Below are 12,527 nucleotides of genomic sequence, written 5' to 3' on the forward strand. Positions count from 1 at the left end.
GTGATGCGCATCATCCAATCAAAAAAGGAATAGTCGAATGTTCGGGATCTCTGCCCTTGGCTGGCTACACACCCTTGGAAGCTTGCCAGCCATTCCCTTGGCCGCCTACATGTTCATCAAGCACGGACGAATCGTGCCAAGGTCGCGGGCCGGCCTTGCGTATTTCATCTCGATGCTGATCGGCGGCTTGACTGTGTTTCTGGTGGCCCATCAACCTATCAGCCCGGTGATCGGCGCGGTCACGATCGTGCTGTTGCTCGCCGGTTACGGAGTCGGCTTCGTTGCCTGGCTGGGCCGGGCAGGGGTGTACCTTGAAACCATTCTTCTGAGCCTGACGGCGTTCTTGCTGATGGTTCCGACCGTCTCGGAGACGTTGCGTCGAGTCCCTGATGGCCACCCGATCGTCACCGACCCGAATTCGCCCTTGCTAAAAGGTGCGCTGGGTTTTATCGCCCTGGCGCTTGTTGTGGGCGTGGCGGCTCAGGTGTTCGCTCTGCGGAAAAACGGCGCGCGCCTGCGCAGGGTTGCCTGACACAGCGGTACTTCAGCCTCCCGCTAGGCCAGAGCGTCGCGCTCGGCAAAGATGCTGGCCATTTGCGCGGCGTTCTCGGTGCCCCAGGCGCACAGCGGCATGATCGCGTCAGCCAGACTGCGACCGAGCGGGGTCAGCGTGTAGTCCACGCGTGGCGGCACTTCCTTGTAGTCGTTTCGCGCCAGCACGCGATCGGCTTCCAGATCCTTCAATTGCTGGATCAGCACTTTGTCGCTGACGCCCGGGATCAAACGTTTGAGCTCGCCGTAGCGTTTCGGGCCGTCGCGCAGGAAAAACAAGACCAGCGGTTTCCACTTGCCCGAGATGATGCGCAGCGTGGCGTTGAGCCCACAACCGGTGCCACAGATTTCAGAAGTCGTCGTCATATTTCGATACTTACCAAAAGGTGCATACTTGTCCTTAGGTTATCAGCGCTGCATCCTCGTCTCAAGCAAGCAATCCTGCTTGGGAACAACTCCAACGAAGGATGCACGATATGACCAGACTGAATGGAAAGACCGCCGTGATCACCGGCGGCGCAACCGGCATCGGCCTCGCCGCAGCAAAACGCTTCATCGAGGAGGGCGCCTTTGTCTTCATCTTCGGCCGCCGCCAGGAAGCGCTCGACGCCGCTATAGCCGAGCTCGGGGCGAATGCCCGCGCAGTGAAGGGCTCGGTGTCTGAGCTGGCCGACCTCGACCGACTCTACGCGGCGGTGAAGGCTGAGCGCGGAACCCTCGACATCGTCTTCGCCAATGCCGGGGCGGGCAGCCAGCTTCCGCTCGGCAAGATCACCGCCGAGCACATTGACGAAACCTTCGAAACCAACGTGAAAGGCTTGATCTTCACGGTCCAGCAGGCGCTGCCGCTGATGGGGCAGGGCGGTTCGATCATCCTCACCGGATCGAGCGCCGGCACCACGGGCGCCCCGGCATTCAGCGTCTACAGCGCAAGCAAAGCGGCAGTGCGCAACCTCGCGCGGACCTGGGCCGAGGACCTGAAGGGCACCGGCATCCGGGTCAACGTGCTGTCACCCGGCCCGACGGCGACCGAACTCGCTAAGGCAGCGTTAGGCGAGGAAGGCATGAAGCTCTTCGCTTCGATGAACCCGCTCCAGCGCATGGCCGATCCGGCGGAGATCGGCGCGGCTGCCGCGTTTCTCGCGTCGCAGGACAGCAGCTTCATGACCGCCAGCGAGGTCGCCGTCGACGGCGGTCTGGCGCAAATCTGAATCCCTACGCCCGGCCGGTCACTCCATCGATATTCGGAGCCCGTTGGGCGTGCCAAAACCTGAGGAAAATATATGAGCTACGCAATTATCGGCTTCGGCAAACTTGGCCAGGCGCTTGCCAAAGCGTTTGCCCGCAGCGGCATCGAAGTATCCGTTGCAACCACTCGCGACCCGGACAGTTTTGCCTCCGCTGCGGCCGATATCGGCCCCGGGATCATTCCCAAAACACTGGCGCAAGCCCTCACGGCGGACATCATCTTTTTGGCTGTCCGTTTCGAGTCGCACCGGGATGTCGCCAAGGCCCTGCCGAGCTGGAAAGGCAAGACCATCATCGATGTGACCAATGCCTACGGCGTACCTCCCGAGGAACTGGGAGGACTGCCTTCTTCCAAGTTCATCGCGCAGGCCTTCACAGGTGCAAGACTGGTCAAGGGCTTCAACCATTTGGTTGCTGGCGTTCTTGACCAGGATCCGGCGGTAAAAGGTGGCAAGCGAGTCGTGTTCCTGGCGAGCGACGATGACGGCGCCGCAGCGGAGATAGGTGCGCTTGCGGAAAATCTCGGTTTTTCGCCGATCAAACTGGGCGGGCTTTCGGAAGGTGGACTGCTGGTGCAGGCACGCGGAAATAGCTGGGGTCAGTTGATCTTCAAGGACCTGGTCAAGTTCGACCAATAGGCGCACACCAGGGCTCATTAATCGTATCAATAACAACCATTGATTCAATGAAGTTCTCTTATTAATACCGCGGCGTAAGATCGGCTCCATTCCCAATCACTACACCCCGGAGCACACCATCATGAAACGCCAAACCATCCTCGGCATCGTGTTCTCGATCTTCGCACTGAATGCATTCGCTGCCACTTCTACTCAACCTGTGGTCGCTGAAGGCGGCTCGGATCACCTGATGCAGAATCGTGTTGCCGAAGGTGGCGCTGATCGTCTTCTGGAAAAACGCGCTGTTGCGGATGCTTCGGATCGTCTTTTCAGCGACGCCGTAGCCGCTACTGAAACCGATCCATTGTTCAGCGACGCCGTAGCCGCTACTGAGACTGACCCGCTGTTCAGCGACGCCGTTGCCTCGACTGAAACCGATCCACTGTTCAGCGATTCTGTTGCCTCTGATGGTTCGGATCATCTGCAAGGCAACCAGGTTGCCGAAAGTGGTTCTGACCGTCTGCTCGAACGCCGTGCCGCCTGAATGCATGGTTCTACCGCAGTACTCGACGAAAGCCCGGCCTTATCCGCCGGGTTTTTTTTGCGCGATGGATGCGTGTCCTGGTTAATAAAAAAACCAGCCACCATGTCCACGTCCTGCAAGCGAGACGCTTCAAGAAAAGGTTCGCCGGCCAGCGGATGCTGCCCATCCATCACAGCTCCAACGCGACCTTTTCAATCATCTCCCTGAACCATTCTTGAGCCGTACTCCCATTGACACGACGGTGCCAGATCAGATGAAAAACAATCTCCGGTAGCGCCACTGGTGGAGGGAACAGGGCGAGTTGCCGTCCATTGGGTGAGCTGAGGGCTATTCGTTTCAGGACAGTGGCGGTCATGTGAGAAGCGGCGATGACCGCTGGCACCGCGAACATATGCGGCAGCGTCAGTGCCAATTTGCGTTGTTTACCCAGTTGCGCCAACGCCTGATCCACCAGGCCGTGTCGCTCTCCTTCTGGAGAGACCAGCACATGGGGCAACGCAAGGTATGTATCCATGTCCATCCCGCCTCTGGCCGCTGGGTGGTCGTGAGCGATGAGCGTGACGAAAGCGTCGCGCAGAATCGGCCGTGTCAGAATGCGGCCATCCTGATGGCTCGGTAATACGCCAATGGCGGCGTCGATAACCCCGGCATCGAGCAAGTCCACCGCGTGGTCGCGGCCGTTGACGGCGTGGACATTGATCGACAGGTTCGGCGCGTGTTCTTCCACCGCCTGCAACAACTTTGGCAGCAGCACGAACGCGGGGTAATCCGACAGGCCAAGGTTCATCGTGATCACTGTATCGGCGGGTGCAAAACGGGGTTTCGTCACCAATGCGTCTTCGATTTGCCTTAATGCCAGTGCGATGGGTTGGGCCAGATCACGCGCGCGCGGTGTCGGCAGGAGACCCTCAGCACTGCGTAAAAACAGCGGGTCACCTAACAGTTTGCGCAAACGGGAAAGCGCTGCACTCATGGCGGGCTGGCTGACGCCGACTTGAGTCGCTGCTCGAGTTACGTTTCGCTCTGTCATCAAGGCGTTAAACGCGGCCAGCAAATTCAAATCGATGCCATGAAAATCCATAATTCAAATAAACACCTATACAGATCATTTGTTTTACAGATGTTAGCCCATCACTGACACTTTCGTCATACCCCACGACGAGAGCAATGCAATGACTTCCAGCGAACTTACCGCCCGCCTCAACACCGAACGCCAGGCAGTTGAAACTCTGTATCGCGCCTTTAGCGAAAAGAATCCTGACCTCGTCGACAGCGTGCTGTCCGCCGACTGGGACGACATCCCATTGGCGCCTGGGCAAGGTCCAGGCCCGGAGGGCATCAAGCCGATTATCCGCAGCTTCGGCGAGGCATTTCCGGATGTGCACATCGTTATCCACGACATGATCCAAGTCCCTGGTCAGATCGCTGTTCGCGCTGAAATAACGGGCACCCATCTGGGCGAATTGTTTGGCATTGCCGCCACTGGCAAGAAGGTGAGCTTCCGTCTGCATGAGTTCCATACACTGGACGGCGAGCGTGTCGTTACGACTTGGCACATGGAGGACTGGTTCGGCCTGTTCCTGCAACTCGGTCAATTCCCTGCTCAAGCTTGAACCACCGCGAGAGGCTCATCATGAAAGCAGCATCCATCTCTTTATTTGGCGGCCCTGAGGTCGTCACTTTCCACAACGCCGGCCCAAGGCAGCCAGGCGCAGACGAGGCCGTCGTGCGTGTCGAGGCCGCGAGCGTCAATCCGCTGGATTTGAAGATAATCGCCGGGTATATGCAGCCGGTGTTTCCAGTCGAACTGCCGTACATTCCCGGCACCGATTTCAGCGGCGTCGTCAGCAGCGTCGGTGATCAAGTCACGCACCTGAAACCAGGTGATCGCGTGTTCGGCCGCAGCTCACCCAGCGCTGGTGGTGCGTTTGCCCAGCAATTGATAGTCGCCGCCGCCGACCTTTGCGTGATCCCTTCCACCATGAGCTTCGAGCAGGCCGCGGCGCTGCCTACGGCGTTCGGTACTGCGCGACAGGCGTTATTCGAGGTCGGGCAGTTGAAACGCGGCGAGCGGGTGTTGATCCATGCGGGAGCGGGTGGCGTAGGCAGCATGGCGGTGCAGTTGGCTCATATGGCTGGCGCCCACGTCATCGCCACGGCCTCCGCGCGCAATATTGAACTGGTGAAGAGCCTGGGCGCGGACGAAGTGATCGATTACCGCAGCCAGGATTTCACCACGCTGAGTGACATCGACCTGGTGCTCGACATCTTGGGCGGCTCCACGCTGGAGAACTCTTGGTCAGTGCTGGGTATGAGCGGCCGTATTGCGACCCTGGTGGAATTTGACATCGAATCCCGCGAAGGACATGTCGGCCAGGCGGTGTTCTTCGCCAGTGCCACGCCTTTTCTCCAGGAAGCCGTTCGGCAGTTCAGTGCGGGGCAGTTGCAGGTCATCACCGACTCGATCTTTGCCCTGGACGAGACCCGCGCCGCGCTGGAAAAAGTGGCCACCGGGCATGCGTGTGGAAAGGTCATCATCCGTACCGGCCATTGATTCGGGAGTCACAACATGACACTCAATGCACAACAGGTGGTTCTGATTACGGGTGCAGGTTCGGGCATTGGCAAGGCGATTGCTTTGGCGCTGGCCTCGGCTGCACGAACCCTTTCTGGGCCCCTACATTGCGAGCAAGGTGGCGGGTGATGCGCTGGCCGAAGTCATGGCCATGGAGGTAATGCCGTCAGGTATCGAAAGCGTCATCCTGGTGCCGGGCGCGTTTACCTCTGGAACCGAACATTTTGCCGATGCGCAGGCTCCGGCCTACCAGGCCATTGAGCATCAATACGGTGAGCTGGCCGCACGCATGGCCGGTCTGGGCGAGAAGCTTGATGCGATTGACCTGGCCAATGGCGGTGCGCTGGATGTTTCAGCGCTCGGTCAGGCTGCCGCCGAGGTGCTTGCAATGCCTCGCGGCCAGCGACCTTTACGCGTGACCGTTGATGGTCAGCATAAAGGCACCGAAACAATCGATGCGGTGTATTACCAGAAGCAGGCAGAGTTTCTACGCCAGATGGGCCTGGACGACATGATCTTGCCGGCTCCGCTCGCCGGCAATGGGGACGTGGATGCCTATAGGATGAAATAGCTTCTGAGGTCGTCAATCAACCCCGGCCCGCTTGGCTGCCAACCCAACCGCGTTTGAGTCTTCGTACTCATGCTCGACATGTCCTTACCCACAAAGCTCGATAGCCAACCGAAAGTCGCCATGGCTTCATCCGCTGGCACCGCCACTTTAGGCAGGCCCAGACCTTCGCTGATTGTTTCGGCAATGAGGCGAAAAGTGATGTTTGATTCGGCAGTGGCATGGTAACGAGCGCCTGGTTGGTGCTTTTCCAGCGGACCCCGCAAGTTTTGGATATTCCGGCGCGCGTCGACGCACTCCGGGATTGCGTCGAGAGGAGGTCGCGCACCGGGCGAACATCAGCGCGACCTGGTACACGTGGCTGGAGCAAGGGCGCGGCGGCGCACCCTCCGTGCAGGTGTTGAACCGAATTGCTCAAAGCCTGTTGATGACCGAGCCGGAGCGGGAGCACTTGTTCATGCTCGCCTTTGGTCATCCCCCCGAAGTTGTCTACTGTGCGCCAGAGGGCGTGACGCCGCGCTTGCAACGAATTCTGGATACCCTCGAGTTCAGCCCCGCTTTTATTAAAACTGCCACTTGGGATGTGCTGGCCTGGAACAGCGCTGCGGCGGCAGTGTTTACTGACTACAGCCTGCTGCCAGTGGAACAGCGCAACATCCTGCGCCTGATGTTTTGCAACCCCGGCGCTCGAGCCAGACAAGACGACTGGCAAGCTGTCGCGCGTTTCATTGTCGCCTCTTTTCGGGCCGAAGCTACCCGCGCCGGAGCGGCCTCTGAAGTGATCAAACTCGCCGATGAACTATGCAGCCTGAGCCCGGATTTCTCGGCATTGTGGCGTGATAACGACGTTCGTCTACACGGAGAAGGAACCAAACGCCTGCGGCATGCAACCCATGGCGTTATCGAACTGGAATACTCCGGCTTTGCGGTGGACGGCCGCCCGGATCTTTCGATGATCGTCTACAACCCGGTTACGAGCGTTGATGCAGATCGCGTTAGGGCGATTGTGGAAAGGCATTTGGCATTGGGAAGTGTTGCGTTGAAATGATGGGGTGTGAATAGGGTAGGGTGGGCATCACCTTTTTAGCATGGGGGCTCTTTAAGCTTCGCTCCTGGCCGCTATCGGTCGGTCGCGACAGACAGCAATCGGCCAAAAGCAGTCAGTCATGACCGGCCGTTCGACCCATTGCTGCCTTTCAAGCTACACCCAGATCGACTCAAATCAGTCGTTGATCCAACTAGATTATTTTTGCTTTGCGGCCACGTGAGGCGGGCTTCACCGGCACGCTTCCGCCGTATTCGTTCCACCATTTAGCGAGCGCCTCCATCGTCGGTCCGAGTGCACGTGCTTTTGCTGTCATTTCATATTCAACACGCGGGGGCACTTCTGCGAAGACCGTTCGCGAGATCAAGCCATCGCTCTCAAGCTCTCGAAGTTGCGCCGTCAGCATGTGTTGTGTAATGCCGCTGATCGCTTTGCGCAGTTCCCCAAAACGGTAGATTCGCTGGTTTAGCAGCCACATGATCTCCAGCTTCCACTTGCCTGAAAGCAGCGAAAATGCGCGCCGCATTTCCTCATGCATATTGATCTGACCGTCATCATTAGTCTGGTTTTCCATACTAAGCACCAGTTTTTCATCCTACTTGTGGTCTTTCATATTAAACGACATCTTTGCCCCAAGTCGAAGTAACAACACCTGTTTAGGAAAAACATCATGATCGGAAATTATATTTACTGGGTTAGCACAGCGCTTCTTTCGCTGCTCTATTTCGCCTCTGCCTCGATGTACATCGCCAAAGGAGACTTTGTTCGCAACGCACAAGCGGAGTTGGGCTATTCAGCCGCCCATCTCGTGCCGTTGATGATCGTGGTGAAGATACTGGGGCCCATCGCGATTTTGTGGCGTTTCAATGTGGCAATCAGTGATCTGGCGTATGCCGGAATGTTTTATCACCTGTTGCTATCAGCGTCAGCCCACCTGGGTGTTCGTAAACCCAAAGGATCTATCCCGGCAGCCGTTGGGATCATTCTCCTCGCTGCTTCCTTCGTGACACAAAACTTTGTTCGCGAAAATCCATCGCCTTATGCGCCGATGGCGATCATTCATGATGCTTTTAAGTGAGGGGAATACTATGACTCGACTCAATGGAAAAGTTGCTATTGTCACCGGCGCCGGCCGTGGTATCGGCCGAGCCACCGCTAAACTTTTGGCGGCGGAGGGTGCGAAAGTCGCGGTCGTTTCGCGCACGGCTGAAAATGTTGATCAGGTGGTTGCCGATATACAGGCCGCTGGCGGTGGCGCCCTCGGAATCGTTTGCGATATCGCTGATCCCGATCAATTTCCTGTCGCTGTCGACAAGGTGATGGCTGCCTATGGACGAATCGATATTTTGGTTAACAATGCTTTCGATCCCTCTGCGGTTTTTTCATCGGTGATTGAGCTATCGGCCGAGTTGTTGCAGCGTAATTTAGAAATGGGCCCGATTGCTTATCTGCGAACAATGCAGGCGTGCTATCCCTACCTTAAAGCTAGCGGTGAGGGCCGGGTTATTAACTTCGCTTCCTTGGCCGGCGTAATTGGCATGCAGGGCTATGCGCCTTACAACATGGCAAAGGAGGCAGTACGTGCTTTGACTCGCACTGCGGCCAGGGAGTGGGGCGCTGACAAGATCACTGTCAACAATGTCATGCCGGTTGCTGATACTTGGGGAACAGCAGTCGATGCGCCTGCCCCTACTAACGCGCTTGGCCGTTATGGATCACCGGAAGAGGATATTGCGCCAGTGGTATTGTTTCTCGCCAGCAGGGACTCGCAGTTCTTGACGGGATACAGCCTCACGCCTGACGGAGGTCAAATCATCGACAGCGCCCGCTAACTGTCGTGTCCAAACACTAAATGCCAACTCAACGGAAATCAGGAGACATGACATGCCATGTCTCGTGATTAGCGGTCAAGCGGAATTCGGATGCGGTTGCGGCGGCTGCATTCGATCCAAAGTAATCCTCTATCCCATGGGCCGCGCTAATAGAAAGCCTCACCGTGTATAGCATTCAGAACAGGCGAAAAGACGGATGTTGAACGTCCACTTCTGGCCGATTGCAGCCTGTCACAAAAAGCTATCCCCCTGAGCAGACACTCGTCAGCCAAGATCAAAAAGCAGGTCGTCCCGTTATTGCAACGGAACATACACATCCGTTTGCCATTGATCCTGCGGTGTTTGCGGATACACGCTCAGGTAATGGAAGAACAGTGGCTGATCACGCAGTTCTTCGCCACTGGCAGGCAGCCAATCGCGGTAAATCGGATAAATCGATTCGCCGATGTGGTCCGGCGACCCCACGTGCCGCACTACGACGCAACGACCGCCAGCAATGACCAGTTCGCGCACGCCGAACGCATTCGGTTCCACCGCCTCGTGAATCTCGCCGCAAATGGCGAAGCGGAATGCTTCTGCTGGCGTGGTGTCGGGGTTGCCGTAGGGAATGCCAAAGCTGCGACTCGATGCCACCGGCGACTGTCCGCTCTGCATGCGCCACTCGATGAACCTGCTCACGCTCTCATTGACGAGCCCGGGGGAGCCGCAATGTTCAAGCGCTGCGACCCGGACTTCGGGGAATTCCACGATTCGTACTTGCATGATGATAGTCCTGGAAAAGTGAGGGATGGCGAACACCGCATGCCAGACCTGCCAGTTCGGTGCCTTCCTGAACGCACTCGGCGTCATACCGACCGCTCGCTTGAACGCCCTGCAAAATGCCTCGGGACTGTCGAAACCGGCACCGAGTGCCGCCTCCAGTACCGAGTGATCCGCAACGGCGGCCAAGCGATGGGCGGCGCGTCGTAGCCGCATCAGTTGCACATAACGTGAAACCGGCACGCCGACGAACGCGGTGAATTGGCGATGGAAGTGAAACGTCGAAAAATTCGCCACATGACTCAACGTCTTCACCGACAGATCACCTTCGAGATTCTCATCAATGTAGGCGAGTACGGCGTTGAAGCGCTTTGTGTAAGCGGCGTTGATCGGCGTGTCAGACACTGGGGCAAGCTCCTGGAAGTACGGTCGGCAATAGAGTCGACTATAGCGACGGGAGCATGCCTAGCCGGGTTTGCTCAACGCTGGTTTTGGGTTGGAATATCCATAGATGAGTGACCGCCCCTTTCACCCCTGCGACGTCTTCCATTGAGCGTGTGTAAGTCCATAACACTTCGCCAAGGCAGGCGCGGCGGATATTTTCAGTTCGGCGTCATACAAGTGCACCGCACCCAACTTCATCGTGGCCGTTTGCGAACGAATGTTCGTAGCCGCTATGTGGAAATAGACGATGTCGTAAGCCGTGAATGCATGCTCCAGCATCAACTGCTTAAGCTCGCGGTTGGAATTGCCACCCCACTTCGCACGCACCAGAAATGTAAAACCGATGGCAATGCTGTTCGGTAGATCCGGCGGCGTGTAGTAGCTTGATGTGCCAACGATTTCCCCCGAGGCAATATCAATGACAGCGAGCGCCTTCTTCGTGGTGAGTAGAGAGGCGAAGTACGCCTCGAAAACTTCGCGTTTATACCGATCCTTGGCGGGATGGCTACCCCAGATGCCTGGATCAGCCGCTGCCTGAAACATACCTTCAAAATCACTGTCTGCCAGAGGTTTAAGCCTCAGGGAGCTTCCGCACAGATCGGGTTGGCAGTCGAAGTCGGGGACGGACATGGGTTTCTTTCCGATTGGCCTAGGGGTTGGAGCCAGTCTAGAGCGGCAGTTTGATAAAGAAAGATCCAATGTGACGGGTAATGATGGAGCCATCGCTGTAGAAAAGGGGGGGATTTATTTTCCGAGTAACAGCTGGCTGTGCGGTTATGGATCGTTAGTTGCTCTTCCTGAAAGGCAGCTATTGGCCGAAAGCAAACCTCGGCAAACGTCAGCCTCGGGTCGATCCAAGTCATCCAGCCACCAATCTTCCGCCCCGTGAAAGGTGTCGTTGGAAACCTTTTCTGATAGCGCAAAAGGACGCCCGTGTCAGTAACACACGTCCACGGGCTGTCCCTTATGGTTCTAACATGACGTCCGGGCGACCAGCGTCAAACTCGCCAAAGATCAGCGCCATGGGCCGGCAGTGCCCAGCGCCGAATGCCTTCCTGAAATTCACAACCTCGCTACCTGCGGCAGGCCCGAATCGGCCTTAATTACCCATCACCTCGTCCAGTGCCTGCTCGAGGGTACTGACCGTGCGCTCGATATTGTGCAGCTTTTCGAGTCCGAACAGGCCGATGCGGAAGGTCTGGAAGTCGGCCGGCTCGTCGCATTGCAACGGAACTCCGGCGGCGATCTGTAGGCCGTGGTTGGCAAATTTCTTACCGCTCTTGATGTCGGCATCATCGGTGTAGCTCACCACGACACCTGGGGCCTGGAAGCCGGCTGCGGCCACGCTTTTGAATCCTTTGCCGGTCAACATCGCGCGCACCCGATCGCCCAGAGCCTGTTGTTCGCCGCGGACCTTTTCGAAACCGTAGGCTTGCGTCTCTTTCATCACTTCGTTAAATCGCGCGAGGGAATCGCTGGGCATGGTCGCGTGGTAGGCATGTCCGCCCTGTTCGTAGGCCTGCATGATCTGCAGCCACTTTTTCAGGTCGCAGGCGAAGCTGCTGCTTTGCGTCTGTTCGATGCGCTCGAGGGCCAAAGAACTGAGCATCACCAGGGCGCAGCAAGGGGAGGCGCTCCAGCCTTTCTGCGGTGCGCTGATCAGCAGGTCGACCGCGCATTTCTGCATATCAACCCAAAGCGTGCCCGAGGCGATGCAGTCCAGCACGAACAGGCCGCCCACCGCATGCACGGCGTCGCCGACGGCCCGCAGGTACTCGTCGGGCAGGATAATCCCAGATGAGGTTTCAACGTGGGGCGCGAAGACAATCTGCGGCTTCTGCGCCGCAATGGCTGCCAGCACTTCGTCCAGAGGCGGTGGGGCGTAGGCAGCCTGGCGGCCCGTGTCGACCGGTCGGGCTTTCAGCACCGTGGTGGCCGCTGGGATGTTGCCCATCTCAAGGATCTGGCTCCAGCGATAACTGAACCAGCCGTTGCGTATCACCAGGCATTGCTGATCGGTGGCAAACTGTCGCGCGACCGCTTCCATGCCGAATGTGCCGCTGCCCGGGACCACCGCGACAGCCTGGGCGTTGTAGACCTGTTTCAGGGTCCTGGAAATGTTCTTCATCACGTCCTGAAACGACTGCGACATGTGGTTGAGTGAACGGTCGGTATAGACCACTGAGTACTCGACCAGCCCCTCGGGATCGATACTGGGATAGAGCTTTGACATGGGGTAACTCCTTTGGCAGGGATCTCAGTGGTTTCGACCCTGCCCTAAGCCTTGGCAAATGACAAATTGCTCGGGATTGAATGGCGACTTCTATCGAGCGGCTGGCCTCA

16 protein-coding genes are annotated in these 12,527 nt (G+C 57.6%); 10 read left to right on the top strand and 6 right to left on the bottom strand.

The features are described from left to right. The first annotated feature begins 37 nt into the window (after positions 1-37). Complete coding sequence (locus LOY68_RS12100; RefSeq protein ID WP_265044817.1) at positions 38-532, top strand: hypothetical protein; 495 nt, start codon at positions 38-40, stop codon at positions 530-532. Between the two features lie 23 nt (positions 533-555). Here LOY68_RS12100 and LOY68_RS12105 read toward each other — a convergent pair whose 3' ends face one another. Next, positions 556-918, bottom strand: coding sequence for a winged helix-turn-helix transcriptional regulator (locus tag LOY68_RS12105; protein ID WP_054615284.1), 363 nt, complete (start codon positions 916-918; stop codon positions 556-558). A 110-nt stretch (positions 919-1,028) separates the two neighbouring features. On the opposite strand from LOY68_RS12105, the gene LOY68_RS12110 reads away from it, so the two are divergent. From LOY68_RS12110 to LOY68_RS12120, 3 genes are all read left to right on the top strand, one after another. Beyond that, a complete protein-coding gene (locus tag LOY68_RS12110) occupies positions 1,029-1,763 on the top strand; it encodes an SDR family NAD(P)-dependent oxidoreductase (RefSeq protein WP_163909540.1) in 735 nt (244 codons plus the stop codon). 72 nt (positions 1,764-1,835) lie between these two features. Continuing rightward, positions 1,836-2,438: an NADPH-dependent F420 reductase gene (locus LOY68_RS12115; protein ID WP_265044818.1), complete on the top strand. Its 603-nt coding sequence runs from the start codon at positions 1,836-1,838 to the stop codon at positions 2,436-2,438. Positions 2,439-2,559: 121 nt separating this feature from the next. Continuing rightward, complete coding sequence (locus LOY68_RS12120) at positions 2,560-2,961, top strand: hypothetical protein (RefSeq protein WP_265044819.1); 402 nt, start codon at positions 2,560-2,562, stop codon at positions 2,959-2,961. 169 nt (positions 2,962-3,130) lie between these two features. On the opposite strand, the gene LOY68_RS12125 is transcribed toward LOY68_RS12120, so the two are convergent. Beyond that, the gene (locus tag LOY68_RS12125; protein ID WP_265044820.1) at positions 3,131-4,042 is read right to left on the bottom strand and encodes a LysR family transcriptional regulator; all 912 of its coding nucleotides are present in this window, start codon (positions 4,040-4,042) and stop codon (positions 3,131-3,133) included. A gap of 91 nt (positions 4,043-4,133) precedes the next feature. On the opposite strand from LOY68_RS12125, the gene LOY68_RS12130 reads away from it, so the two are divergent. From LOY68_RS12130 to LOY68_RS12145, 4 genes are all read left to right on the top strand, one after another. After that, positions 4,134-4,574 (top strand): ester cyclase, encoded by a 441-nt coding sequence (locus LOY68_RS12130; RefSeq protein ID WP_265044821.1) that lies wholly within the window; start codon positions 4,134-4,136, stop codon positions 4,572-4,574. Positions 4,575-4,594: 20 nt separating this feature from the next. Then, positions 4,595-5,515, top strand: coding sequence for an NADP-dependent oxidoreductase (locus tag LOY68_RS12135; RefSeq protein WP_265044822.1), 921 nt, complete (start codon positions 4,595-4,597; stop codon positions 5,513-5,515). 67 nt (positions 5,516-5,582) lie between these two features. Beyond that, positions 5,583-6,107 carry a hypothetical protein gene (locus LOY68_RS12140; protein ID WP_265044823.1) on the top strand — a complete coding sequence of 175 codons (525 nt, stop codon included), beginning with the start codon at positions 5,583-5,585 and terminating at the stop codon, positions 6,105-6,107. A 205-nt stretch (positions 6,108-6,312) separates the two neighbouring features. Beyond that, positions 6,313-7,152 (top strand): helix-turn-helix transcriptional regulator, encoded by an 840-nt coding sequence (locus LOY68_RS12145; RefSeq protein WP_413787191.1) that lies wholly within the window; start codon positions 6,313-6,315, stop codon positions 7,150-7,152. Between the two features lie 190 nt (positions 7,153-7,342). Here the strand turns inward: LOY68_RS12145 and LOY68_RS12150 are convergent, their stop codons facing one another. Then, positions 7,343-7,723 (bottom strand): winged helix-turn-helix transcriptional regulator, encoded by a 381-nt coding sequence (locus LOY68_RS12150; RefSeq protein WP_054614670.1) that lies wholly within the window; start codon positions 7,721-7,723, stop codon positions 7,343-7,345. Between the two features lie 96 nt (positions 7,724-7,819). Between LOY68_RS12150 and LOY68_RS12155 the strand changes: the two genes are divergently transcribed. Together LOY68_RS12155 and LOY68_RS12160 are read left to right on the top strand one after the other, a co-directional pair. After that, complete coding sequence (locus LOY68_RS12155; RefSeq protein ID WP_265044824.1) at positions 7,820-8,227, top strand: DoxX family protein; 408 nt, start codon at positions 7,820-7,822, stop codon at positions 8,225-8,227. A gap of 10 nt (positions 8,228-8,237) precedes the next feature. Further along, positions 8,238-8,981, top strand: a complete 744-nt coding sequence (locus tag LOY68_RS12160; RefSeq protein WP_265044825.1) for an SDR family NAD(P)-dependent oxidoreductase — start codon at positions 8,238-8,240, stop codon at positions 8,979-8,981. A 294-nt stretch (positions 8,982-9,275) separates the two neighbouring features. On the opposite strand, the gene LOY68_RS12165 is transcribed toward LOY68_RS12160, so the two are convergent. From LOY68_RS12165 to LOY68_RS12175, 3 genes are all read right to left on the bottom strand, one after another. Further along, a complete protein-coding gene (locus LOY68_RS12165; protein ID WP_265044826.1) occupies positions 9,276-10,145 on the bottom strand; it encodes an AraC family transcriptional regulator in 870 nt (289 codons plus the stop codon). A gap of 123 nt (positions 10,146-10,268) precedes the next feature. After that, positions 10,269-10,814: a GNAT family N-acetyltransferase gene (locus LOY68_RS12170; RefSeq protein ID WP_265044827.1), complete on the bottom strand. Its 546-nt coding sequence runs from the start codon at positions 10,812-10,814 to the stop codon at positions 10,269-10,271. A 469-nt stretch (positions 10,815-11,283) separates the two neighbouring features. Further along, positions 11,284-12,417: an aminotransferase class V-fold PLP-dependent enzyme gene (locus tag LOY68_RS12175; protein WP_265044828.1), complete on the bottom strand. Its 1,134-nt coding sequence runs from the start codon at positions 12,415-12,417 to the stop codon at positions 11,284-11,286. Positions 12,418-12,527: the final 110 nt, after the last annotated feature.

This window comes from Pseudomonas sp. B21-053, from assembly GCF_026016365.1.
Classification (GTDB): Bacteria; Pseudomonadota; Gammaproteobacteria; order Pseudomonadales; family Pseudomonadaceae; genus Aquipseudomonas; species Aquipseudomonas nunensis.

Excerpts from the sequence above, each read along its gene's own strand:
- LOY68_RS12170 (WP_265044827.1), bottom strand. The coding sequence starts at position 10,814 with ATGTCCGTCCCCGACTTCGACTGCCAACCCGATCTGTGCGGAAGCTCC.
- LOY68_RS12125 (WP_265044820.1), bottom strand. The coding sequence starts at position 4,042 with ATGGATTTTCATGGCATCGATTTGAATTTGCTGGCCGCGTTTAACGCC.
- LOY68_RS12135 (WP_265044822.1), top strand. The coding sequence starts at position 4,595 with ATGAAAGCAGCATCCATCTCTTTATTTGGCGGCCCTGAGGTCGTCACT.
- LOY68_RS12110 (WP_163909540.1), top strand. The coding sequence starts at position 1,029 with ATGACCAGACTGAATGGAAAGACCGCCGTGATCACCGGCGGCGCAACC.
- LOY68_RS12130 (WP_265044821.1), top strand. The coding sequence starts at position 4,134 with ATGACTTCCAGCGAACTTACCGCCCGCCTCAACACCGAACGCCAGGCA.
- LOY68_RS12160 (WP_265044825.1), top strand. The coding sequence starts at position 8,238 with ATGACTCGACTCAATGGAAAAGTTGCTATTGTCACCGGCGCCGGCCGT.
- LOY68_RS12175 (WP_265044828.1), bottom strand. The coding sequence starts at position 12,417 with ATGTCAAAGCTCTATCCCAGTATCGATCCCGAGGGGCTGGTCGAGTAC.
- LOY68_RS12115 (WP_265044818.1), top strand. The coding sequence starts at position 1,836 with ATGAGCTACGCAATTATCGGCTTCGGCAAACTTGGCCAGGCGCTTGCC.
- LOY68_RS12150 (WP_054614670.1), bottom strand. The coding sequence starts at position 7,723 with ATGGAAAACCAGACTAATGATGACGGTCAGATCAATATGCATGAGGAA.
- LOY68_RS12155 (WP_265044824.1), top strand. The coding sequence starts at position 7,820 with ATGATCGGAAATTATATTTACTGGGTTAGCACAGCGCTTCTTTCGCTG.
- LOY68_RS12120 (WP_265044819.1), top strand. The coding sequence starts at position 2,560 with ATGAAACGCCAAACCATCCTCGGCATCGTGTTCTCGATCTTCGCACTG.
- LOY68_RS12105 (WP_054615284.1), bottom strand. The coding sequence starts at position 918 with ATGACGACGACTTCTGAAATCTGTGGCACCGGTTGTGGGCTCAACGCC.
- LOY68_RS12100 (WP_265044817.1), top strand. The coding sequence starts at position 38 with ATGTTCGGGATCTCTGCCCTTGGCTGGCTACACACCCTTGGAAGCTTG.